Raw genomic sequence first — 22,191 nt, forward strand, 5'->3', positions numbered from 1 at the left:
ACGGGAGTACGAAAAACAAGTTTGGAGAGTGCAAACTATCTGTTCTTCCCTACTCCCCTACTGCCATACTCCCCTACTCCCTCATCTTGTGACGAACACCGTCACCAGCGGCTTCTTGCCCCAGGCTTCGTTGGCCGCGCCGCGCACCGCGCGCCGCACCGCCTCCTGGACTAGGTCGAGGTCTTTTCGGCGCTGGCGGGGGATGGAGTCCACGGCGCCGATTGCCGCATCGATCATCAGGTCTTCCAGGCTCTCACCGCTGCCGTCGGCCTCGGCGACGCCGATGGCGACCAGATCGGGATCGCCGGCAAGCTCGTATTTGTCGTCGAGCACGACATTGACGGCGACATGGCCGGCAAAGGACAGCTTGCGGCGGTCGCGAATGCCCATCGCCTGGTCGGTGCCGATCAGCCTTCCATCCTTGTAGATGCGGCCGAACGGCACCTGGTCGATGATGGCGGCGGCACCCGGATACAGCCTGAGCATGTCGCCGTCGCGCACCTGCGCGACCTGGCCGATACCGGACGTCGACATCAGCGAGCCCTGCGCCACCAGATGCGCCGCTTCGCCATGCACGGGAACGCCGATCTGCGGCCGCACCCATTCATACATCTTGCGCAATTCGCTGCGGCGTGGATGGCCGGAGACATGCACCAGCGCATCGCCGTCCTCGATGATCTTGATGCCGAGATCGATCAGGCGGTTCTTGATTTCGAGGATCGCCTTCTCGTTGCCGGGAATGGTGCGCGAGGAAAACACCACCGTGTCGCCGGCCGTCAGCGCCACCGACTTCATCTCGTCGCGCGACAGCTTGGCAAGTGCGGCAAGCGGCTCGCCCTGGCTGCCGGTGCAGATGATGACGAGGTTTTCGCGCGGGATGAAGCCGTAATCCTCCTCGGCGATGAATTCCGGCAACCCGTCCATATAGCCGAGTTCATCAGCCACATCGATGACTCGCTTCATCGAGCGGCCAATCACCAGGCACTGGCGGCCGGCATCCCGCGCCGCCTTGGCGATGGAGACGATACGCCCGACATTGGAGGAGAAGCTGGTGACGGCGACCCGGCCGTTGGCGTTCTGGATGACGCTCTTGAGGCCCTCGCCCACCGCCACTTCGGACGGCGATTCCCCTTCCCGCATCGCATTGGTGGAATCGCAGACCAGCGCCAGCACGCCCTTGTCGCCATAGGCTCGGAAGCGCGCCTCGTCGGTCATCGGCCCGACCGTCGGCGCCGGATCGATCTTCCAGTCGCCGGTATGGATGACGACGCCGGCCGGCGTCGTGATCGCCAGCGACATCGGTTCGGGAATGGAGTGCGCAACAGGGATGGCCTCGATCTCGAACGGGCCGACGGTGAATTTCTCGCCGGCCCGGTAGATCGTCACCGGGATCTTCGGCGCCCCTTGCTCGCCCTGCCGCTTGGCTTCCAGCAGGCCGGCGCTGAACGGCGTCATCCACACCGGCGTCTTGAGCTTCGGCCAGATGTCGTGGAGCGCGCCATAATGGTCCTCATGCGCATGGGTGATGACGATGCCGCGCAGATTGGCGACATTCTCCTCGATGAAGCGTGTGTCGGGCAGAACCAGGTCGACGCCGGGCAGGGTTGCATCGGGAAAGGTGACGCCGACGTCGACCACGATCCATTCGCGCGCATTGGCCGGTCCATAGCCGTAGAGGGCAAAGTTCATGCCGATCTCGCCGACACCGCCGAGCGGCACGAAGACAAGTTCGGCGTTTTCCGCTGTCGCCATGGTCTTTCCTTCCTTGCCGGTCAAAATTGCGGGCCGGTCAAAATTGTGGGCCGGTCAAAATTGTCGGCCGGTCAAATTCAAGCTGGTCAAATACCTGGCCAGTCAAACGTATTGGCCGGTCAAACGCCGGCCGAGGCAACCGCGCCGAAATGCACGTCGCCGGCGGCGATCGTCAGAACCGAACCTTCATCGTCGCGGATCACGAAACGGCAGTCCTCGTCAATGGTCTCGAAGGTGCCACGCACCACATTACCGTCAATTCTGACAGCAACCTGCCCGCCAAGCCCCGCCGCACGCGCCAGCCACCGCCGCCTGACGGCGGCAAGCCCACGCCCTTCGTTCCACAGCCGCGCATTCTCGCTCCAGGCATCCGATAGCGCCAGAAACAGCGTCTCGGCATCGCAAGCAGACCCCAGCGCGCTGAGCGACGTCGCTGGATAAGGCAAATCCTCAGGGTATGCCACCACGTTGACGCCGATACCGATAGCCACCGCCGAACGGTCGCCATCCAGCATCGCCGATTCCAGCAGGATGCCGGCGAGCTTGGCGCCCGAGGCAAGCACATCGTTCGGCCATTTCAGTTCGAAACGGTTTTTGCCTTGGCTCGCACCATCGAGGCCGATCGCGATCCTGCCCTTCGGCACGACAGCGTCGAGCGCGTCGGCCAGCGCCAGTCCAGCAACGAAGCCGAGCGTCGCGGCAAGCCGAAGCTCGGTGTTGGTGATCACCAGCAACGTCGCTGCCAGATTACCCTCGGGCGTCGCCCAGGCGCGGCCACGGCGGCCACGCCCCGCTTCCTGCTTTTTGGAGACAACCCAGAGTTTGCCCGGATCGCCGGCCCGTGCGTGCTCCAGCGCCAGCGCGTTGGTGGAGCCGACCGTGTCGTGCGCCTCGAGCCGGAACCCGTCCGAAGCCGCGGTTGGAGCCAGCCTGAACGTCATTCCGTCAGAAGAAGGTCTTGGCTGCGGCAGCGGCGTAGGTTCCGATCGGGCCGCCGATCAGCACGTAGAACAGCACGAAGGCGCCACAGACACCGAGCACGACGCGCAGTTCGGACGCCATCGGCACGAAGCCGCCGACCGGTTCGTCGAACCACATGATCTTGATGATACGCAGATAATAGTAGGCGCCCACCACAGACGCGAGCACGCCGATGATCGCCAGCGCGTAGAGGTTGGCGTTGATGGCGGCGAGGAACACGTACCATTTCCCCCAGAAGCCGGCGAGCGGCGGGATGCCGGCCAGCGAGAACATCAGGATGGTGAGGATCGTCGCCATGATCGGATTGGTCGCCGACAGGCCAGCGAGATCGCTGATCTGCTCGACATTGCCCTCCTTTCGCCGCATGGCGAGGATGAAGGCGAAGGTGCCGAGCGTCATCACCAGATAGATCAGCATGTAGATGGCGACGCCGCGCACGCCGTCCTGGCTGTTCGCGGCAAGGCCGACCAGCGCATAACCCATATGACCGATGGAGGAATAGGCCATCAGCCGTTTGATGTTGGTCTGGCCGATGGCCGCGAAGGCACCAAGCGCCATCGAGGCGATCGAGATGAAGACGATGATCTGCTGCCAGTCGGCGGCGATCGGCTTGAAGGCGCCCATGGTGACGCGCACCATCAGCGCCATCGCCGCCATCTTCGGTGCCGCCGCCAGAAAAGCCGTCACCGGCGTCGGCGCGCCTTCATAGACGTCGGGCGTCCACATATGGAACGGCACCGCCGAGATCTTGAAGGCAAGGCCGGCCAGCACAAAAACCAGGCCGAAGACGAGGCCGAGCTGGCGCTCGCCGCCGCTCAGCGCCGCGGCGATCTCCTGGAAGCCGGTGTTGCCGGTGTAGCCGTAGACCAGCGAGATGCCGTAAAGCAGCATGCCCGACGACAGCGCGCCAAGGACGAAGTACTTCAGCCCAGCCTCGGTCGAGCGCAGATTGTCGCGGTTGATCGCCGCCAGCACGTAGATCGCCAGCGATTGCAGCTCGAGGCCGAGATAGAGCCCGATCATGCCGTTGGCCGAGATCATCAGCATCATGCCGAGCGTGCAGAGCAGGATCAGCACCGGATATTCGAACTTGTCGAAACGCTCCGCCTGGGCAAAGCGGACCGACATGACCAGCGTCACCGCCGAGCCGATCAGCGCCAGCACCTTCATGAAGCGGGCGAATGGGTCCTGGATGAAGGCTTCGCCATAGGCATTGCCCTGCCCTGGGGAAAAGATCAGCCAGGCGCCGGCGATCACCAGCACGGCAACAGCAAGGCCGCTCACCGTGACAGTGGTGTTGGCGCGCGAATAGGCGCCGAGCATCAACAGCGCCAAGGCGCCGATGGCGAGGATCAGCTCTGGCGTCGAGAGCGACAGGCTTGAGAGAAGGTCCGGCGTCATGGTTCGCAAACCCCCAGTCAGTTCGCCGCCGCGGTCTGCGCGGCGCCGATGGATGCGGTGACATTGGTAACGAGCGCCTTGACCGATTCGGCGGTCGCGTCGAAGATCGGCGCCGGATAGACGCCGAAGAAGATGACCAGCGCGACCAGCGGATAGATGATCACCTTCTCGCGCGTCGACAGGTCGAGCAGGCCTTTCAGGCTTTCCTTGGTCAGCGCGCCGAAGATCACCTTGCGGTAGAGCCAGAGCGCATAGGCCGCCGAAAGGACGACGCCGGTGGCGGCGAAGAACGCCACCCAGGTGTTGACCCGGAACACGCCGAGCATGGTCAGGAACTCGCCGACGAAGCCGCTGGTGCCGGGCAGGCCGACATTGGCCATGGTGAAGATCATGAACACGGTTGCATATTTCGGCATGTTGTTGACCAACCCGCCATAGGCGTCGATGTCACGCGTGTGCATGCGGTCGTAGACGACGCCGACGCAGAGGAACAGCGCGCCGGAGACCAGGCCGTGCGACAGCATCTGGAAGATCGAACCCTGGACGCCTTCCTGGTTCATCGCGAAGATTCCCATGGTGACGAAGCCCATGTGAGCGACCGACGAATAGGCGATCAGCTTCTTCATGTCCTCCTGCATCAGCGCCACCAGCGAGGTGTAGATGATGGCGACGACGGAAAGCGTGAAGATCAGCGGCGCGAACATTTCGGATGCGATCGGAAACATCGGCAGCGAAAAACGCAGGAAGCCGTACCCGCCCATCTTGAGCAGGATGGCGGCCAGGATCACCGAGCCGGCCGTCGGCGCCTCGACATGTGCGTCCGGCAGCCAGGTATGCACCGGCCACATCGGCATCTTCACCGCGAAGGACGCGAAGAAGGCAAGCCATAGCCAGGTCTGCATATTGGCTGGGAAGTTATGCGTCAGAAGCGTCGGGATATCGGTGGTGCCGGACTGGAAGAACATCGCCATGATGGCGAGCAGCATCAGCACCGAGCCGGCCAGCGTATAGAGGAAGAACTTGAACGAGGCATAGACGCGCCGCTTGCCGCCCCACACGCCGATGATGATGAACATCGGGATCAGGCCGGCTTCGAAGAAGACGTAGAACAAGACGATGTCGAGCGCGCAGAACACGCCGATCATCAGCGTCTCGAGCAGCAGGAAGGCGATCATATAGGCCTTGACGCGCTTCTCGATCGATTCCCACGAGGCGAGGATGCAGAGCGGCATCAGGAAGGTGGTCAGGATGACGAACAGCATGGAGATGCCGTCTACGCCCATATGGTAGGAGATGCCGGAATCCAGCCAGGCAAACTTCTCGACGAACTGGAAGCCGGGCTGCGAATTGTCGAAGCCGGTCCAGATAAACAGCGAAACCACGAAGGTGAACGCAGTCGTGAACAGCGCGATGGCGCGGATGTTGCGGCGCGCGTTCTCGCTGTCGTCACGCACGAAAAGGATGAGCAGCACACCAACCAGCGGCAGGAAGGTGACCAGAGATAGGATCGGCCAGGCGGTCATCAGAGCATCATCCAGGTGACGAGTGCGGCAACGCCGATCAGCATGGCGAAGGCATAGTGGTAGAGATAGCCGGTCTGCAGCTTGACGACCCGGTTGGTGACGTCGACGACGCGCGCCGAAATGCCGTCCGGCCCGAGCCCATCGATGACGGTGCCGTCGCCGGTCTTCCACAGGAAGCTGCCGAGGCGCTTTGCCGGCCGCACGAACAGGAAGTCGTAGAGCTCGTCGAAATACCATTTGTTGAGCAGGAAGGCATAGAGCAGGCGATGGTTGGCGGCGACGCTCCGAGGCATTTCCGGCGCGCGAATATAGAACTGCCAGGCAATCGCAAAGCCGATCAGCATGGCGATGAACGGTGACAGCTCGACCCACAACGGCACTTCGTGGATTTCGTGCAGGATGTGGTTGTCCGGCAGCGTGAACAGCGACGCCTTCCAGAATTCGGCATAGCCCTCGCCGATGAAGGCGCCGTGGAAGATCACGCCGGCGAACAGCGCGCCCGCCGCCAGGATGAACAGCGGCACCAGCATGACCGGCGGCGATTCATGGACATGGTGCATGACCTCGTGGCTGGCCCGCGGCTCGCCGTGGAAGGTCATGAAGATCAGCCGCCAGGAGTAGAAGGAGGTGAAGCAGGCGGCAATGACCAGCAATATGAAGGCAAACGCGGCGACCGCATTGTGGCCGGCGAAGGCCGCTTCGATGATGGCGTCCTTGGAAAAGAAGCCGGCCGTGCCGATGATCGTTACCGGAATGCCGACACCGGTCAGCGCCAACGTGCCGATCACCATCATCCAGTAAGTCGTCGGAATCAGCGTCCTCAGGCCGCCCATTTTGCGCATGTCCTGCTCGTCGGAGACGGCGTGGATGACCGAGCCCGAGCCGAGGAACAGCAGCGCCTTGAAGAAGGCGTGGGTGAACAGATGGAAAATCGCTGCGCCATAGGCACCGACGCCGAGCGCCACGAACATGTAGCCGAGCTGCGAACAGGTCGAATAGGCGATGACGCGCTTGATGTCGTTCTGGACGAGACCGACTGTCGCCGCGAAGAAGGCGGTGAAAGCGCCGATGAAGGTGACCACCGTCAGTGCCGAATGCGACAGCTCGAACAGCGGCGACAACCGCGCCAGCATGAACACGCCTGCCGTCACCATGGTGGCGGCATGGATCAGTGCCGAGACCGGCGTCGGGCCCTCCATGGCATCCGGCAGCCAGGTGTGCAGCGGCACCTGCGCCGACTTGCCCATGGCGCCCATGAACAGGAGCAGGCAGACGACCGTCATCGCAGCCTGCCTGTCGAGTGCATAGCCGAGGAAGGTCAGCACGGCCGCACCTTGCGGCGCGCCTTCCGCCGGAATGAACGTCGCCGCATTGGCGAAGATGGTGCCGAGATTGACCGAGCCGAACAGCACGAACACGCCGAAGATGCCGAGCGCAAAGCCGAAATCGCCGACGCGGTTGACGACGAAGGCCTTGATTGCAGCCGCATTGGCCGAAGGCTTCTTGTACCAGAAGCCGATCAGCAGATAGGAGGCAAGGCCGACGCCTTCCCAGCCGAAGAACATCTGCACGAGGTTGTCGGCCGTCACCAGCATCAGCATGGCGAAGGTAAACAGCGACAGATAGGCGAAGAAGCGCGGCCGGTCCGGATCGTGATGCATGTAGCCGATCGAGTAGATATGGACCAGCGACGACACCGTGTTGACGACGACCAGCATGACCACCGTCAGCGTGTCGATCCTGAGCGCCCAGGACGCCTCCAGCCCGCCCGACTGGATCCAGCGCATCACCGGCACGGTGAACACCTCGCCGCCGCCGAAGCCGACCGAGAAGAAGGCGACCCACGACAGCACAGCCGCGATCACCAGGAAGCCGGAGGTGATGTATTCTGAAGCCTTGGCGCCGAGCGAAGTGCCGAACAGGCCGACGATCAAGAAGCCGAGCAGCGGAAGGAAGACGATGGCCTGATACATGGTGGTTCCGTCAACCCTTCATCATGTTCACGTCTTCGACCGCGATCGAGCCGCGGTTGCGGAAGAAGACGACGAGAATGGCAAGGCCGATCGCCGCTTCGGCCGCCGCGACCGTCAGCACGAACAGTGCGAACACCTGGCCGACCAGGTCGCCGAGCGCCGCCGAGAAGGCGACGAAATTGATGTTGACGGCAAGCAGGATCAGCTCGATCGACATCAGGATGACGATGACGTTCCTGCGGTTCAGGAAGATGCCGAACACGCCGAGCGTGAACAGGATCGCCGATACGGTCAGGTAGTGCGCGATGCCGACGACCATCTCAGACTCCTTCGCCCGTCTTGACCTTGCGGATTTCCACTCCGGTTGCCGCCGTGCGGCCGACCTGGGCGGCGATCGACTGCCGCTTGACGCCCGGCTTGTGGCGCAGCGTCAGCACGATGGCGCCGATCATGGCGACCAGCAGCACCAGCCCCGCCACCTGGAAGTAATAGAGGTAATCCGTATAGAGGATGTCGCCGAGCGCTGCCGTGTTCGAGCGCGCGGCCAGGTCCGGAATGGGTTTGGCGACCGTCGCCACCAGTTTCGGCGCGAATGTATAGCCGCCGAGCACCACGATCAGCTCCGCCGCCAGGATCAGCCCGACCAGCGCGCCGATCGGTGCATATTGCAGGGCGCCTTCCTTCATTTCGGCGAAGTCGACGTCGAGCATCATGACGACGAACAGGAACAGCACCAGCACCGCGCCGACATAGACGACGAGCAGGATCATCGCCAGGAACTCGGCGCCGGTCAGCATGAAAAGGCCGGCGGCGTTGAAGAAGGTCAGGATCAGGAACAGCACCGAATGCACGGGATTGCGCGCCGATATGACCATGAACGCCGATGCCACCGCGACAAAGGCGAAGAGGTAGAAAAAGGCCGCCTCTAGTCCACTCAGCATGGGTTCCCCCGGGTTTCCTGTCAGAACAGGACGTTCGTCCTGTTTTTTGCCACCGCCTCCGGTCGGCAAGTTGCGTGTTCCTTAAACGAGGGCCCTCGCCCCGTCCATGCGTCAAATATCAGCGGTAAGGCGCATCCAGCGAGATGTTGCGCGCCAGTTCACGCTCCCAGCGGTCGCCATTGGCCAGGAGCCTGTCCTTGTCGTAATAAAGCTCCTCGCGCGTCTCCGTCGCGAATTCGAAATTCGGGCCCTCGACAATGGCGTCGACCGGGCAGGCTTCCTGGCAGAAGCCGCAGTAAATGCATTTCACCATATCAATGTCGTAGCGCACGGTGCGCCGCGTGCCGTCATTGCGACGTGGGCCGGCTTCGATGGTGATGGCCTGCGCCGGGCAGATCGCCTCGCATAGTTTGCAGGCGATGCAGCGTTCCTCGCCGTTCGGGTAGCGGCGCAGCGCATGTTCGCCACGGAAGCGCGGGCTGACCGGCCCCTTTTCATGCGGATAGTTGATGGTCTCCTTCGGCGCGAAGAATTGGCGCATCGACAGGAAGAAAGCGCTGACGAAGTCCTGCAAAAGCAGTGACTTGGCGGCCTGGGATAGCGTACTCATTCAGCACCCCCAAAGATCTGTGTTGCAGCGATTGCGCCGATAAATCCGAAAAAGACAGGCATCAGGAAACGGTATGCAAGTCTCGTCATCGACGCCAATATCTGCTTGTCCCAGCCAAACACCGGCACTCGGTAGTTTGCTGCCAACCTTTGGTCCTGTTGCCGCAAAACGTAGGGCAGCACAACGACGTTGCCAAAGAGCGCAACAAGCACGCCGACAGCTGCGCCTAGAAAACCAACGATCAGACTGCCCATCACGCAAACCCCGTGATCTTGAGGAAGGCGGCGGTGGCGACCACCATGAACAGCGAGATCGGCAGGAAGACCTTCCAGCCGAGCCGCATCAGCTGGTCGTAGCGGTAGCGCGGCACGAACGCCTTCACCATGGAGAACATGAAGAACACCAGGCAGACCTTGAGCACGAACCAGATCAGCCCCGGCACCCAGGTGAACGGCGCGAAGTTGAAGGGCGGCAGCCAGCCGCCAAGGAACAGGATGGTGGCCAGCGCGCACATCAGGACGACGGCGACATATTCGCCGAGGAAGAACAACAGGAACGGCGTCGAGGAATATTCGACCATATGGCCGGCGACGAGTTCCGATTCGGCTTCCACAAGGTCGAAGGGCGGCCGGTTGGTCTCGGCCAATGCCGAGATGAAGAAGACGATGAACATCGGGAACAGCGACAGCCAATGCCAGTCGAGGAAGGTGTTGGGCAGGCCGAGCCGTGTGCCCAGCCCGTCCTGCTGCGACAAGACGATGTCGGACAGGTTGAGCGAGCCGACGCAAAGCAGCACGGTGACAATGACGAAACCGATGGAGACTTCGTAGGACACCATCTGCGCCGCCGAGCGCAGCGCGCCGAGGAAGGGGTATTTCGAATTGGACGCCCAGCCGCCCATGATGACGCCATAGACCTCGAGCGAGGAGATGGCGAAGACATAGAGGATGCCGACATTGACGTTGGCGATCGCCCAGCCTTCATTGACCGGTATGACCGCCCAGGCAGAGATCGCCAGCACCGCCGACACCAAGGGCGCCAGCAGGAAAACGCCCTTGTTGGCGCCGGACGGGATGACCGGCTCCTTGAAGACGAATTTCAGCAGATCGGCGAACGCCTGCAGCGTGCCCCACGGGCCGACGACGTTCGGTCCGCGGCGCAATTGCACCGCCGCCCAGATCTTGCGGTCGGCGTAAAGCACATAGGCGACGAAGATCAACAGAACGATGATCAGCACGACCGACTTCAAAAGGATCAGCAGCGCCGGCAGCACGTAGAAGGAGAAGAAGGTGTCCATGTCTACTCCGCCGCCTGCCTGAAGCCGTTCTTCGCCAAAGCCGAGCACTCGGCCATCACCGCGGAAGCCCGCGCGATCGGGTTGGTCAGGTAGAAATCCTTGACCGGCGAGGTGAAGGTGCCCTTGTTCAGCCGCCCGCCGAGCTTGGCAACCCTGGCGATGTCGGCCGGGTCGCCGGCCGCGACATGGTCGATGCGGGCAAGATGCGGGTATTCCGCATAGAGCTTAGCGCGCAGCTGCGGCAGCGAATCGAACGGCAGCTTCTTGCCAAGCACATCCGATAGTGCCCGAAGGATCGCCCAGTCCTCGCGTGCCTCACCGGGCGCGAAGCCGGCACGGTTGGTCTGCTGCACGCGCCCCTCGGTGTTGACGAAGGTGCCCGACTTCTCGGTATAGGCGGCACCCGGCAGGATGACGTTGGCGCGGTGTGCGCCCTTGTCGCCATGCGTGCCGATATAGACGACGAAAGCGCCGCCGGTCTTTGCCATGTCGATTTCGTCGGCGCCGAGCAGGAACAGCACATCGGTCTCGCCCAGCATGCCGGCGACGTTCCTGCCGCCCTCGCCCGGCACAAACCCGACATCGAGGCCGCCGACGCGTGCCGCGGCAGTGTGCAGCACGGCAAAGCCGTTCCAGTCGGCCCTGGCGGCGTTGACGGCGACGGCGAGCTTCGCCGCCTGGCCGAGCACGGCCGCCCCGTCCGGACGCGCCAGCGCACCCTGTCCGACGATGATCAGCGGATGCGTCGCCTTCTTCAGCAGTTGGAAGAACTTGCCATTGCCGTCGGCCAGATCCTTCAGCGATTCCGGCCCGGCGCCGAGCTGCTCGTAATCATAGCGCGTATCGCCGACATCGCCGATGACGCCGACTGGCAGATTGCCGGCCCGCCAGCGCTTGCGGATGCGGGCGTTGAGCAAGGATGCCTCGAAGCGCGGATTGGCGCCGATGATCAGCACCGCATCGGCCTGTTCGATGCCTTCGATGGTCGGGTTGAACACATAGCTCGCCCGGCCGAGCGACGGATCGAGTGCGGCGCCGTCCTGGCGGCAGTCGGTGTTCTTCGAGCCGAGCGAAGCCATCAGAAGCTTCAGCGCGTAGATCTCCTCGACGGCGGCAAGATCGCCGGCAATGGCACCGATCTTTTCGGGTGCGGCATTCGACACCGCTTCCTTGATCGCGGCAAAAGCCTCGGCCCAGCTTGCCGGGGCCAGTCTGCCCTCCTTTCGCACATAGGGCCGGTCGAGGCGCTGCGTGCGCAGACCATCCCAGATGAAGCGGGTCTTGTCGGAAATCCACTCCTCGTTCACCGCCTCGTTGGTACGCGGCAGGATGCGCATCACTTCGCGGCCTCGGCTATCGACGCGGATCGCGGAGCCGACGGCGTCCATCACGTCGATGGATTCGGTCTTGGTCAGTTCCCACGGCCGTGCCTGGAAGGCGTACGGTTTGGAGGTCAGCGCACCAACCGGGCAAAGGTCGATGACATTGCCTTGCAGTTCCGAAGTCATCGCGCTTTCGAGATAGGTGGTGATCTCGGCATCCTCGCCGCGGCCGATCAGGCCGAGCTCGGAGATGCCGGCAATCTCGGTGGTAAAGCGGACACAGCGCGTGCAATGGATGCAGCGGTTCATGATGGTCTTGACCAGCGGCCCGATATACTTGTCTTCGACCGCCCGCTTGTTCTCATGGTAGCGCGAGGAATCGACTCCGAACGCCATCGCCTGGTCCTGCAGGTCGCACTCGCCGCCCTGGTCGCAGATCGGGCAGTCCAGCGGATGGTTGATCAGCAGGAATTCCATCACGCCTTCGCGCGCCTTCTTGACCATCGGCGTGTTGGTGAAGATTTCCGGCGGCTCGCCGTTCGGGCCGGGGCGCAGGTCGCGCACGCCCATGGCGCAGGACGCCTGCGGCTTGGGCGGACCGCCTTTCACCTCAATCAGGCACATGCGGCAATTGCCGGCGATCGACAGCCGCTCGTGGAAGCAGAAGCGCGGCACTTCCGCGCCGGCGTCCTCGGCCGCCTGCAGCAGCGTGTAGTGGTCGGGTACAGTGATCTCTTTCCCGTCGACCTTGAGCTTTGCCATTTCGCCTCAAACCCCTGCGGACGTTCCGCAATCTTTCCTTCCGGGCGCAGCCGAGACCGCGCACGATATTGAATTCACTTTTTGGCCCCGGCCAACGCGGCCGCCTGACCGATCCAGCTGTCGCGGCCGATGCGGCCCTTCAACGACAGGTAATCTTCGACCCAGGCGATCTCTTGCGGCGTCCACGCGGCGATCTGGGCGTATGTCCAGATGCCAAGGCCGTTCAGCACCTTTTCCAGTTTCGGCCCGATGCCCGATATCGCCTTGAGGTCGGCCGGCTCGGCTGGCCGATCCATCGGCTTGGGCTGCTTGAAATCTTCCGGCATCAGCCCAGCCGACGCATCCGCTGCAACGGTGCTGGCATTCGCCAAGCTCCGTGCAGCGGTGCTCGTCGCAATGTCAGTCACATCGTTGGCGAAGGACTGCGCCTCGGCAATCAGGGTTTTGGTCGCCGCGCGCGCCTTGGTCGAGGAGCTTTTGCCGGTCGCGGAAAAGCGTTCCGTTCGCGCCTCGAAATCCTCGGCGACCGGTTGCCAAAGCCGCTGCGAGGTCTCGGCGGCGCCTGAAAGCACGCCCATCCAGATACCAAAGGCATGGTTGGCAAGGCCGATGCCGAGTGCCGTCATCGCCGCCGCGCCCGCGACAGGATGCGCCAGGAGATTGACGGCATTGGCCATCTCCTTCGGCATCATCCTGGTCAGATCCTGGTTCATCTTCAACAACGGGTCCATATCGGGCGTAAAATCGTCGGGTGTCGAAAACAGCGACATAGGTGGTCTCCTGGTCGTTTCCGTCTGCCCCGCGCTCGTTTCCTCGTTTCGGGCATTCGCCCGCAATTTTTTGAATTCTTCTATTCCGCCGCCGCCAGCACCGGTTCGGCGCGGTGTGCGTTGCGCGAAAACTCGTCGATGCGCCGCTCCACCTCGCCGCGGAAATGCCGCATCAGGCCCTGGATCGGCCACGCCGCCGCATCGCCCAGCGCACAGATCGTGTGGCCCTCGACCTGCTTCGTCACGTCGAGCAGCATGTCGATCTCGCGCTTCTGCGCCTCGCCGCGCACCAGCCGTTCCATCACCCGCCACATCCAGCCGGTGCCCTCACGGCAAGGCGTGCACTGGCCGCAGCTCTCGTGCTTGTAGAAATAGGACAGCCGCGCGATCGCCTTCACGATATCGGTCGATTTGTCCATGACGATGACAGCCGCCGTGCCGAGGCCCGATTTCAGGTCGCGCAACGCATCGAAATCCATCGGCGCGTCGATGATCTGCTCGGCCGGCACCAGCGGCACCGAGGCGCCGCCCGGAATGACCGCCAGCAGGTTGTCCCAGCCGCCGCGGATGCCGCCGCAATGCGTCTCGATCAGTTCGCGGAACGGGATCGACATCGCCTCTTCGACGGTGCACGGATTGTTGACGTGGCCGGAGATGCAGAACAGCTTGGTGCCGACATTGTTGGGCCGGCCGAAGGACGAGAACCAGGCGGCACCGCGGCGCAGGATGGTCGGCGCGACAGCGATGGACTCGACATTGTTGACCGTCGTCGGGCAGCCATAGAGGCCGACATTGGCCGGAAATGGCGGCTTCAGCCGCGGCTGGCCCTTCTTGCCCTCGAGGCTTTCGAGCAGCGCCGTTTCCTCGCCGCAGATATAGGCGCCGGCGCCATGGTGCATGTAAATGTCGAAATCGTAGCCGGAGGTGTTGTTCTTGCCGATCAGCTTGGCCGCATAGGCCTCGTCTATGGCGCGTTGCAGCGCCTCGCGCTCGCGGATGAACTCGCCGCGCACATAGATGTAGGCGGCGACCGCGCCCATGGCGAAGCCGGCAAGCAGGCAGCCTTCGACCAGCGTGTGCGGGTCATGGCGCAGTATGTCGCGGTCCTTGCAGGTGCCGGGCTCGGACTCGTCGGCATTGACGACGAGATAGCTCGGCCGGCCGTCGCTTTGCTTGGGCATGAACGACCATTTGAGCCCGGTCGGGAAACCGGCGCCGCCGCGGCCGCGCAGGCCCGATGCCTTCATCTCGTTGACGATCCACTCGCGCCCCTTGGCAACGATGCCGGGCGTGTTGTCCCAGGCGCCGCGCGCCATGGCGCCGGCCAGCGACTTGTCGAAGCGGCCGTAGATGTTGTTGAAGATGCGGTCTCTGTCCTGAAGCATTGCTCGTTCCTCAGACCGGCTTCTTGCCGGTCGGCCGGCTCTTGTTTCCGGGCGACGCCTTGGCCGCCTTGGCGGCAGCCTTCGCCGGTTTGACCTTGGCCTCCGGCGCCTTGAAGGCAGACGCCGGCTCGGCCTTGTTCTTGGGGCCCTTGCGCTGTTTCGAGACGTCCTCGACCTGCGGCTCGGCCTTGTTGGCATTGGCGGCCGAATGCAGAGGCGCTGCGACGCTCGCCGCCTTCTCCACCGCGGGCGCGACTTTCGTGGCCGACGGCGATTTCAGCGCCGGGTTGGTCTCGACCGCGTCGGTTTTCGGCTTGCTGGCATTCGAGGGCGCAACCGGCGCCGGTGCAGGCGCGGCCGAAGCCGCTGGCGGAACTGGTGCTGCGGCGGCAGCCGCCGGCTCTGCATCCTTGGCGGCCTTGGTCGCCGCCCTGGTTTCCCGGTCGCGGGTCGCCTTGAGGATCGCCTTTTCGCTCTTGAGGGTCGTCAGGCCACTGGCCGGCTCAGAGGTGATGCGGCCGTTTTGCGGTCCTGGCGTCACCGAAGCACCTTTGCCGGCGTCATAGAGGTCGATGATCTCGGCAAGCCGCTCCGGCGTCAAATCCTCATAGGTGTCCTTGAATATCATCACCATCGGTGCGTTGACGCAGGCGCCGAGGCACTCGACCTCCTCCCACGACAGCGTGCCCTTGTCGTTGGTGTGGAATTGGTCGTGATGGATTTTCGAGCGGCACACATCCATCAGCGCTTCCGAGCCGCGCAGCATGCAGGGCGTGGTGCCGCAGACCTGGATATGAGCGCGGGTGCCGACCGGATTGAGCTGGTATTGCGTATAGAAGGTGGCGACTTCCAGCCCACGGATATAGGGCATGTCGAGCATGTCGGAGATCGTCTCGATCGCCGCCTTGGTCACCCAGCCTTCCTGCTCCTGCGCCAGCATGAGCAAGGGGATAATCGCGGATTGCTCGCGCCCCTTCGGATATTTCTTGATCCACTGCTTCGCCGCCGCCGCATTCGCCCGGTTGAAGGCGAAGGAGGCTGGCTGGAGGCTGGCTTCTGCGAGACGGCGGACTGACATTTAGCTTTTAACTCTGTTGTAGCAGTCGAAATAAAAACGAGGGTCGGACCTGGCCAAGACCGCGGTACTCTCATCGTTTCCGATCTTTCCCCGGGTAGTGTCGACATAGTCGCGATATTCGCGATACCGATCCGAGCAATCCGCGCCAAGGGCCACATTCCAATCCGGATATGCCGTATCGGCATAAAGATACCAACCGGAATCCAGATCCCAAAGTCGGCCCGTCGTGGTTACCCTGCACATGACATCTGTCTTCACGCCCTCAAGGCGGCAGGACACCCAATAGGCTTCCGCCGAGCGGCCCCAGGCGGCAACGGCACCCATGCCTGCCACTCCGGCAGCAAAACCGGCAGCAACATGCAGGGCGCTCCGCATCTTCACCGATCCACCTCCCCGAAGACGATATCGAGGGAGCCAAGCACAGCGGTGACGTCTGCCAACATGTGGCCGCGGCACAAAAAGTCCATGGCTTGCAGATGCGCAAAGCCCGGCGCGCGCAGCTTGCAGCGATAGGGCTTGTTGGTGCCGTCGGAGACGAGATAGACGCCGAACTCGCCCTTTGGCGCCTCGACTGCGGCATAGACCTCGCCGGCCGGCACGCGGTAGCCTTCGGTGTAGAGCTTGAAGTGATGGATCAGCGCTTCCATCGAGCGCTTCATCGCCGCGCGCTTCGGCGGCACCACCTTGCCGTCAAGGTTGGACACCGGGCCGGCGCCCTCCTTGCCGAGCAACAGGTCGACGCACTGGCGCATGATTTTCGCCGACTGCCGCATCTCTTCCATGCGCACCAGATAGCGGTCGAAACAGTCACCGTTCTTGCCGATCGGAATGTCGAAATCCAGCTCGGCATAGCATTCGTAGGGCTGCGATTTGCGCAGGTCCCACGGCGCGCCCGAGCCGCGCACCATGACGCCTGAAAAACCCCAGGCCCAGGCGTCCGCCAGGGAGACGGTGGCAATGTCTACATTGCGCTGCTTGAAGATACGGTTGCCGGTCAAGAGCGAGTCGAGGTCGTCGACCGATTTCAGGAACGGGTCGATCCAGCTGCCGATGTCCTCGATCAGCTTCTGCGGCAGGTCCTGGTGGACGCCGCCGGGGCGGAAATAGGCCGCGTGCATGCGCGAACCCGAGGCGCGCTCATAGAACACCATCAGCTTTTCGCGCTCGACGAAGCCCCACAGCGGCGGCGTCAGCGCGCCGACATCCATCGCCTGCGTCGTCACGTTGAGGATATGCGACATGATGCGGCCGATCTCGGAGTAGAGAACTCGGATCAACTGCCCGCGCTTCGGCACCTCGATGCCGAGCAGCCGCTCCGCGGCAAGCGCGAAGGCATGCTCCTGGTTCATCGGCGCGCAATAGTCGAGCCGGTCGAGATAGGGCACGGCCTGCAGGTAAGTCTTGGCCTCGATCAGCTTTTCCGTGCCGCGGTGCAACAGCCCGATATGCGGGTCAACGCGATCGACGACTTCGCCGTCAAGCTCCAGCACCAGGCGCAAAACGCCGTGCGCCGCTGGATGTTGCGGGCCAAAATTGATGTTGAAGTTGCGAACGGAGGTTTCAGCCATTTACTGCTTTGCCTTTTCATCCCCCGGAAGCACGTAATCCGTACCTTCCCACGGAGACAGAAAATCGAAATTGCGGAATTCCTGCTTGAGCTCCACCGGCTCGTAGATGACGCGCTTGGCTTCGTCGTCGTAACGCACCTCGACGAAGCCGGTCAGCGGAAAGTCCTTGCGCAGCGGATGGCCTTCAAAGCCGTAGTCGGTCAGGATCCGCCGCAGATCGGGATGGCCCGAAAACAGCACGCCGTAGAGATCGTAGGTCTCGCGCTCGAACCAGTCGGCGCCGGGATATATCCCGGTGATCGACGGCACGAGCGTCTCTTCGTCGGCCTGGACCTTGAGCCGGATGCGGATATTCTGCCTCGGCGACAGCAGGTGATAGACGACGTCGAAGCGCTTTGCCCGTGACGGATAATCGGCGCCGCAGACGTCGATGATCGAAATGAACTGGCATTTCGGGTCGTCGCGCAGGAAGGTCACCACCTCGATCAGGTCGCGCGGCTCGACCGAGATGGTGAGTTCGCCATAGGCGAACACCGCCTCGCCGATCCGGCCGATCAGCTTCTCGCCGAGATAGGTCGAGAGGTCATTCAACGCCTGGGTCATGCCGCTCACCGCTCGATCGTGCCGGTGCGGCGGATCTTCTTCTGCAGCAGAAGGATGCCGTAAAGCAGCGCTTCAGCGCTCGGCGGGCAGCCGGGCACGTAGATGTCGACCGGCACGATGCGGTCGCAGCCGCGCACCACCGAATAGGAATAATGATAATAGCCGCCGCCATTGGCGCATGAGCCCATCGAGATGACGTAGCGCGGCTCCGGCATCTGATCGTAGACCTTGCGCAGCGCCGGCGCCATCTTGTTGGTCAGCGTGCCGGCGACGATCATGATGTCGGACTGGCGCGGAGACGCGCGCGGCGCCACCCCGAAGCGCTCGCTGTCATAGCGCGGCATCGACGTGTGGATCATCTCGACGGCGCAGCAGGCGAGGCCAAACGTCATGAACATCAGCGAGCCGCTGCGCGCCCAGGTGATCAGCGCCTCGGTCGAGGTGACGAGAAAGCCCTTGTCGGCGAGCTCGTTGTTGATCTCCAGGAAGAATGGATCATCCTCCCCCACCGGCCTGCCGGTGTTGGGGTCGATGAGACCCTTGGGCTTCGGCGCGACGAGCGTGCCGGAACTGTCGTTCAATCCCATTCCAGCGCTCCTTTTTTCCATTCATAGGCAAAGCCGATGGTCAGCACCGCCAAAAACACCATCATCGACCAGAAACCGAGCATGCCGATCTGGCTGAACGACACCGCCCACGGAAACAGGAAGGCCACCTCCAGATCGAAGATGATGAACAGGATCGACACCAGGTAGAAGCGGATATCGAACTTCATGCGGGCGTCGTCGAACGAGTTGAAGCCGCACTCGTAGGCGGAAAGCTTTTCCGGATCGGGGTTGCGGTAGGCCACCAGGAACGGTGCGGCGAGCAGCGCCAGCCCGACGATCAGCGCCACGCCGATGAACAGGACGATGGGCAGGTACGAACCTAAAAGTGCGTTCATGCTGCAGTTTCCGTTGGCGGCCAATCCACTCTGATTACAGCACCGGACCCACTTGCGGAAGCGTGACAGTTTAACCACTGAACCGTTTTAAGGGGGCTCTATGCTGCAACGCGGCGAGGGTTAGCGCAGCGCTTTCGGCGAAGCAAGTCAAACCTTGTTCAAATCGCGGTGCTGGACGGCATATCCGGGAAAACTGGTCCGATCCGCTCCTGTTTGATTTCCTTCACTTTTTACTCCACTTTTCTCTCCTGACATGGATGCCGCCAAAACCCTGTTAGCATGGCACGGAATCGCAGGTCATTTTCTCTGTCTAAAATCGTCCGGATGCCGCCTTCATGAAGGAAAAAATCTCGCTCGCCATGGCCCGCCGCATTGCGCTCGCGGCACAGGGATTCAATGACCCGCGCCCCACCGGCACGCCTGACCGCCGGCATCTGGCCCGCGTGCTTGCCCGTACCGGCCTGCTGCAGATCGATTCCGTCAGCGCCGTGGTGCGCGCCCACTATATGCCGCTCTATTCGCGGCTTGGCCCCTACAAGCTGGCGCTGCTCGACGACGCCGCCGTAACGCGCAAGCGCATGGTCTTCGAATATTGGGCGCACGAAGCCTCCTTCTTGCCGGTCGAGACCTATCCGCTGATGCGCTGGCGCATGCAGCGGGCCGAGTGCGGCGACGAAATGTACAGCGGACTGGCCAAATGGGGCCGCGAGCACGCCGCCTATATCGAAGACATCTATCGCGAGGTCGCCGAACGAGGCCCGATCGCGGCGTCGGCTTTCGAAGGGCAGAAGGGTTCGGGTGGCTGGTGGGGCTGGAGCCATGCCAAGCACGCCTTCGAATGGCTGTTCTGGGCCGGCCGCATCACCACGGCGCATCGCCGCGGCTTCGAACGGTTCTACGATCTGCCGGAGCGCGTGCTGCCGCCAACAATACTGAGTCTGCCAACGCCCTCCCCCGAAGACGCTCACCGCGAATTGCTGCGCATCTCGGCCCGTGCCCACGGCATCGCCACGGCAGGCGACCTGCGCGACTATTTCCGCCTCTCGCCCGCCGACATCAAGGGTCGCATCGAGGAGCTGGTCGAGGCCGGCGAGCTGTTGCCGGTGAGCGTCGACGGCTGGAACAAAACAGCCTATCTCCACAAGGACGCCCGTTTGCCGCGCAGGATCGAGGCGCGCGCCTTGCTCGCGCCGTTCGATCCTGTCGTCTTCGAACGATCGCGCACCGAGCGGTTGTTCGACTTCCACTACCGCATCGAGATCTACACGCCGGCCGAAAAGCGGCGGTATGGCTATTATGTGCTGCCATTCCTGCTCGGCGACAGCATCGTCGGGCGCGTTGACCTCAGGGCCGACCGGCCGGCCGGCGTATTGCGCGTCCATGCCGCCTATGCGGAGCCCGGCGCCCCGCCACAAACCGCTGCCGAACTCTTCAAGGAATTGAAGCAGATGCAGGGCTGGCTCGGCCTGGAACGCATCGAGGTGACCGCTGCCGGCGATTTGGGCCGGCCGCTCGCGGATATCGCCGCGCCATAGACGTGCGTTGACACAACTGCCTCCACAAGCCTAAATCCGTTCCAGACGGTCCCCTGCCCGCAACGGCAGGGGCCAAGAGGGAATGCGGTGCGAAATCTCGATTTCAAATCCGCGGCTGTCCCCGCAACTGTAAGCGACGAGCCAAGGCCGAAAACCACTGGGATATTCCCGGGAAGGCGGCACCCAGGCGATGACCCGCGAGCCAGGAGACCTGCCGTCTAGGACCTAAGAATCCGATCGCCTGGCGGGTTTTCCGGGCAAGGAGCCTGATTTGGAACGCGACAGCAGTTTTCCGGCTGAGACAGCGGATTTATTGTCCGGCCATGGTGATTCCCCGGCCGGCGTTACCGTCATCGTCTGCTCGTCCTGCCGTGACGAGACCGGTTCGGACGCTCATCCGCGCGCTGGCGAACTGCTCGCAGAGGACACGCGCCGCGCTGCTTCCAGCGAAAACATCAAAATCCGCACCGTCGAATGCCTCGGCAATTGCAAGCGCCGGCTCAGCGCGGCCATGCTGCGCGACGGCTGCTGGAGCTACGTCTTCGGTGATCTGACCACGACCAGCGGCGCCGATCTCGTCACCGGGGCAAAGCTGTTCGCCACCTCGACGGATGGGCTCATTCCATGGCGCGGCCGTCCCGATTGCCTGAAGCGCGGCCTGGTTGCCCGCATCCCTCCCCTTGACCTTTTGAAGGACCTGACATGACCGCTGCCTCCCTTTCGCGCGTTCCCTGCACCGTGGTCACCGGCTTTCTCGGCGCCGGCAAGACGACGTTGATCCGCCATTTGCTCGAAAACGCCAAAGGCAAGCGCCTGGCCATCATCGTCAACGAGTTCGGCGACATCGGCATCGACGGCGAGATCCTGAAGGGCTGCGGCATCGACACCTGCCCCGAGGAAAACATCGTCGAGCTGGCCAACGGTTGCATCTGCTGCACCGTCGCCGATGATTTCGTCCCGGCGCTGGACCAGATCCTGTCGCTGACGCCGAGGGTCGACCACATCCTGATCGAGACATCCGGCCTCGCTTTGCCCAAGCCGCTGGTCCAGGCCTTCCAGTGGCCGTCGGTGAAAAGCCGCGTGACGGTGGACGGCGTCATTGCCGTGGTCGACGGACCGGCGCTGGCTGATGGCCGCGTAGCCAACGACATGGACGCCCTGCAGGCCCAGCGCGCGCAGGACCAGACGCTCGACCATGACGATCCGGTCGAGGAAGTGTTCGAAGACCAGCTCGCCTGCGCCGACCTGATCATCCTGTCGAAGAGCGACCTGATGGACGCAGCCGGCTCGGCCCGTGCCAATGCCGTCATCGGCAAGCACGTTGCGCGGGCGGTGAAGATCGTACCGACTTCGCAAGGCAAGGTCGACCCGTCGGTGCTGCTCGGCCTCGGCCTCGCCGTCGAGGACGACATCGAGAACCGCAAGACCCACCACGACGACGAGCTCGACCACGAACATGACGATTTTGACTCGTTCGTCATCGACATCACGTCTGTGTCCAACCCGGACGAGCTCGCACAACGGGTCGCCACGGCGGCGGAGGAAGAAAACGTGTTGCGCGTCAAGGGTTTCGTCGAAGTCGGCGGCAAGCCGATGCGGCTCCTGCTGCAGGCCGTCGGTCCGCGCGTCAACCACTATTACGACCGCGCCTGGACCGCCGAAGACGACCGCCGCTCGCGCCTGGTCGTCATCGGCCTGAAAGGGCTGAACCGCCCGGCCATCGAGCGTATCCTCGCCGGCTGACCCA

22 protein-coding genes and 1 riboswitch are annotated in these 22,191 nt (G+C 63.1%); of the genes, 3 read left to right on the plus strand and 19 right to left on the minus strand.

Annotation, left to right across the window (positions count from 1 at the left end; all coding sequences use genetic code 11):
- Nucleotides 1-81: 81 nt before the first annotated feature.
- The 19 genes from NKH60_RS00590 to NKH60_RS00680 all read right to left on the minus strand — a co-directional run bounded on the left by NKH60_RS00590 (nt 82) and on the right by NKH60_RS00680 (nt 18,909).
- Nucleotides 82-1,752, minus strand: a complete 1,671-nt coding sequence (locus NKH60_RS00590; RefSeq protein WP_352831097.1) for a ribonuclease J — start codon at nt 1,750-1,752, stop codon at nt 82-84.
- Nucleotides 1,753-1,871: 119 nt separating this feature from the next.
- Complete coding sequence (locus tag NKH60_RS00595) at nt 1,872-2,693, minus strand: biotin--[acetyl-CoA-carboxylase] ligase (protein WP_352870852.1); 822 nt, start codon at nt 2,691-2,693, stop codon at nt 1,872-1,874.
- 4 nt (nt 2,694-2,697) lie between these two features.
- A complete protein-coding gene (gene nuoN, locus NKH60_RS00600; RefSeq protein WP_352870854.1) occupies nt 2,698-4,134 on the minus strand; it encodes an NADH-quinone oxidoreductase subunit NuoN in 1,437 nt (478 codons plus the stop codon).
- A gap of 17 nt (nt 4,135-4,151) precedes the next feature.
- A complete protein-coding gene (locus NKH60_RS00605) occupies nt 4,152-5,657 on the minus strand; it encodes an NADH-quinone oxidoreductase subunit M (RefSeq protein WP_352681670.1) in 1,506 nt (501 codons plus the stop codon).
- A complete protein-coding gene (gene nuoL / locus NKH60_RS00610; protein WP_352817111.1) occupies nt 5,657-7,630 on the minus strand; it encodes an NADH-quinone oxidoreductase subunit L in 1,974 nt (657 codons plus the stop codon). Before nuoL ends, NKH60_RS00605 begins: the two co-directional genes overlap by 1 nt.
- Nucleotides 7,631-7,640: 10 nt before the next feature.
- A complete protein-coding gene (nuoK, locus tag NKH60_RS00615) occupies nt 7,641-7,949 on the minus strand; it encodes an NADH-quinone oxidoreductase subunit NuoK (protein ID WP_023676620.1) in 309 nt (102 codons plus the stop codon).
- Between the two features lies 1 nt (nt 7,950).
- Nucleotides 7,951-8,571 carry an NADH-quinone oxidoreductase subunit J gene (locus tag NKH60_RS00620; protein ID WP_352831101.1) on the minus strand — a complete coding sequence of 207 codons (621 nt, stop codon included), beginning with the start codon at nt 8,569-8,571 and terminating at the stop codon, nt 7,951-7,953.
- Between the two features lie 118 nt (nt 8,572-8,689).
- Entirely contained in the window at nt 8,690-9,181 is a 492-nt protein-coding gene (nuoI, locus tag NKH60_RS00625; protein WP_352745068.1) for an NADH-quinone oxidoreductase subunit NuoI, read from the minus strand.
- The gene (locus NKH60_RS00630; RefSeq protein WP_352745070.1) at nt 9,178-9,435 is read right to left on the minus strand and encodes a hypothetical protein; all 258 of its coding nucleotides are present in this window, start codon (nt 9,433-9,435) and stop codon (nt 9,178-9,180) included. The genes nuoI and NKH60_RS00630 overlap by 4 nt, the downstream gene beginning before the upstream one ends.
- Nucleotides 9,435-10,478: an NADH-quinone oxidoreductase subunit NuoH gene (nuoH, locus tag NKH60_RS00635; protein ID WP_352831103.1), complete on the minus strand. Its 1,044-nt coding sequence runs from the start codon at nt 10,476-10,478 to the stop codon at nt 9,435-9,437. Before nuoH ends, NKH60_RS00630 begins: the two co-directional genes overlap by 1 nt.
- Nucleotides 10,479-10,480: 2 nt before the next feature.
- Complete coding sequence (nuoG, locus tag NKH60_RS00640) at nt 10,481-12,562, minus strand: NADH-quinone oxidoreductase subunit NuoG (RefSeq protein WP_352870858.1); 2,082 nt, start codon at nt 12,560-12,562, stop codon at nt 10,481-10,483.
- 74 nt (nt 12,563-12,636) lie between these two features.
- Nucleotides 12,637-13,332, minus strand: coding sequence for a helix-hairpin-helix domain-containing protein (locus NKH60_RS00645; RefSeq protein ID WP_352831107.1), 696 nt, complete (start codon nt 13,330-13,332; stop codon nt 12,637-12,639).
- Between the two features lie 80 nt (nt 13,333-13,412).
- Nucleotides 13,413-14,717: an NADH-quinone oxidoreductase subunit NuoF gene (gene nuoF / locus NKH60_RS00650; RefSeq protein ID WP_023676626.1), complete on the minus strand. Its 1,305-nt coding sequence runs from the start codon at nt 14,715-14,717 to the stop codon at nt 13,413-13,415.
- A gap of 10 nt (nt 14,718-14,727) precedes the next feature.
- Nucleotides 14,728-15,795: an NADH-quinone oxidoreductase subunit NuoE gene (gene nuoE, locus NKH60_RS00655; RefSeq protein ID WP_352831109.1), complete on the minus strand. Its 1,068-nt coding sequence runs from the start codon at nt 15,793-15,795 to the stop codon at nt 14,728-14,730.
- Nucleotides 15,796-16,176: a hypothetical protein gene (locus NKH60_RS00660; RefSeq protein WP_352831111.1), complete on the minus strand. Its 381-nt coding sequence runs from the start codon at nt 16,174-16,176 to the stop codon at nt 15,796-15,798.
- Nucleotides 16,173-17,363, minus strand: a complete 1,191-nt coding sequence (locus NKH60_RS00665; RefSeq protein ID WP_352850166.1) for an NADH-quinone oxidoreductase subunit D — start codon at nt 17,361-17,363, stop codon at nt 16,173-16,175. The genes NKH60_RS00660 and NKH60_RS00665 overlap by 4 nt, the downstream gene beginning before the upstream one ends.
- The gene (locus tag NKH60_RS00670) at nt 17,364-17,966 is read right to left on the minus strand and encodes an NADH-quinone oxidoreductase subunit C (protein WP_352831114.1); all 603 of its coding nucleotides are present in this window, start codon (nt 17,964-17,966) and stop codon (nt 17,364-17,366) included.
- A 5-nt stretch (nt 17,967-17,971) separates the two neighbouring features.
- Nucleotides 17,972-18,553 carry a NuoB/complex I 20 kDa subunit family protein gene (locus NKH60_RS00675; protein ID WP_023720749.1) on the minus strand — a complete coding sequence of 194 codons (582 nt, stop codon included), beginning with the start codon at nt 18,551-18,553 and terminating at the stop codon, nt 17,972-17,974.
- Nucleotides 18,544-18,909, minus strand: coding sequence for an NADH-quinone oxidoreductase subunit A (locus tag NKH60_RS00680; protein WP_023676631.1), 366 nt, complete (start codon nt 18,907-18,909; stop codon nt 18,544-18,546). The genes NKH60_RS00675 and NKH60_RS00680 overlap by 10 nt, the downstream gene beginning before the upstream one ends.
- 335 nt (nt 18,910-19,244) lie before the next feature.
- On the opposite strand from NKH60_RS00680, the gene NKH60_RS00685 reads away from it, so the two are divergent.
- The 3 genes from NKH60_RS00685 (at nt 19,245) to cobW (ending at nt 22,187) form a co-directional block, all read left to right on the plus strand.
- Nucleotides 19,245-20,444, plus strand: a complete 1,200-nt coding sequence (locus NKH60_RS00685; RefSeq protein ID WP_352470229.1) for a winged helix-turn-helix domain-containing protein — start codon at nt 19,245-19,247, stop codon at nt 20,442-20,444.
- A gap of 29 nt (nt 20,445-20,473) precedes the next feature.
- A riboswitch (cobalamin riboswitch) is annotated at nt 20,474-20,677 on the plus strand.
- A gap of 38 nt (nt 20,678-20,715) precedes the next feature.
- A complete protein-coding gene (locus tag NKH60_RS00690) occupies nt 20,716-21,150 on the plus strand; it encodes a DUF1636 family protein (RefSeq protein WP_352458247.1) in 435 nt (144 codons plus the stop codon).
- Nucleotides 21,147-22,187: a cobalamin biosynthesis protein CobW gene (gene cobW, locus NKH60_RS00695; protein WP_352831116.1), complete on the plus strand. Its 1,041-nt coding sequence runs from the start codon at nt 21,147-21,149 to the stop codon at nt 22,185-22,187. The genes NKH60_RS00690 and cobW overlap by 4 nt, the downstream gene beginning before the upstream one ends.
- The last annotated feature ends 4 nt before the right edge of the window (nt 22,188-22,191 follow it).

The organism is Mesorhizobium sp. M1006, from assembly GCF_040318825.1.
Classification (GTDB): Bacteria; Pseudomonadota; Alphaproteobacteria; order Rhizobiales; family Rhizobiaceae; genus Mesorhizobium.

Bases quoted from the DNA above. Each gene is read 5' to 3' on its own strand.
- nuoN (WP_352870854.1), bottom strand. From the start codon at position 4,134: ATGACGCCGGACCTTCTCTCAAGCCTGTCGCTCTCGACGCCAGAGCTG.
- nuoH (WP_352831103.1), bottom strand. From the start codon at position 10,478: ATGGACACCTTCTTCTCCTTCTACGTGCTGCCGGCGCTGCTGATCCTT.
- nuoE (WP_352831109.1), bottom strand. From the start codon at position 15,795: ATGTCAGTCCGCCGTCTCGCAGAAGCCAGCCTCCAGCCAGCCTCCTTC.
- NKH60_RS00680 (WP_023676631.1), bottom strand. From the start codon at position 18,909: ATGAACGCACTTTTAGGTTCGTACCTGCCCATCGTCCTGTTCATCGGC.
- nuoL (WP_352817111.1), bottom strand. From the start codon at position 7,630: ATGTATCAGGCCATCGTCTTCCTTCCGCTGCTCGGCTTCTTGATCGTC.
- nuoF (WP_023676626.1), bottom strand. From the start codon at position 14,717: ATGCTTCAGGACAGAGACCGCATCTTCAACAACATCTACGGCCGCTTC.
- NKH60_RS00645 (WP_352831107.1), bottom strand. From the start codon at position 13,332: ATGTCGCTGTTTTCGACACCCGACGATTTTACGCCCGATATGGACCCG.
- NKH60_RS00620 (WP_352831101.1), bottom strand. From the start codon at position 8,571: ATGCTGAGTGGACTAGAGGCGGCCTTTTTCTACCTCTTCGCCTTTGTC.
- NKH60_RS00665 (WP_352850166.1), bottom strand. From the start codon at position 17,363: ATGGCTGAAACCTCCGTTCGCAACTTCAACATCAATTTTGGCCCGCAA.
- NKH60_RS00595 (WP_352870852.1), bottom strand. From the start codon at position 2,693: ATGACGTTCAGGCTGGCTCCAACCGCGGCTTCGGACGGGTTCCGGCTC.
- nuoG (WP_352870858.1), bottom strand. From the start codon at position 12,562: ATGGCAAAGCTCAAGGTCGACGGGAAAGAGATCACTGTACCCGACCAC.
- NKH60_RS00670 (WP_352831114.1), bottom strand. From the start codon at position 17,966: ATGACCCAGGCGTTGAATGACCTCTCGACCTATCTCGGCGAGAAGCTG.
- NKH60_RS00685 (WP_352470229.1), top strand. From the start codon at position 19,245: ATGAAGGAAAAAATCTCGCTCGCCATGGCCCGCCGCATTGCGCTCGCG.
- nuoK (WP_023676620.1), bottom strand. From the start codon at position 7,949: ATGGTCGTCGGCATCGCGCACTACCTGACCGTATCGGCGATCCTGTTC.
- NKH60_RS00675 (WP_023720749.1), bottom strand. From the start codon at position 18,553: ATGGGATTGAACGACAGTTCCGGCACGCTCGTCGCGCCGAAGCCCAAG.
- nuoI (WP_352745068.1), bottom strand. From the start codon at position 9,181: ATGAGTACGCTATCCCAGGCCGCCAAGTCACTGCTTTTGCAGGACTTC.
- cobW (WP_352831116.1), top strand. From the start codon at position 21,147: ATGACCGCTGCCTCCCTTTCGCGCGTTCCCTGCACCGTGGTCACCGGC.
- NKH60_RS00605 (WP_352681670.1), bottom strand. From the start codon at position 5,657: ATGACCGCCTGGCCGATCCTATCTCTGGTCACCTTCCTGCCGCTGGTT.
- NKH60_RS00630 (WP_352745070.1), bottom strand. From the start codon at position 9,435: ATGGGCAGTCTGATCGTTGGTTTTCTAGGCGCAGCTGTCGGCGTGCTT.
- NKH60_RS00590 (WP_352831097.1), bottom strand. From the start codon at position 1,752: ATGGCGACAGCGGAAAACGCCGAACTTGTCTTCGTGCCGCTCGGCGGT.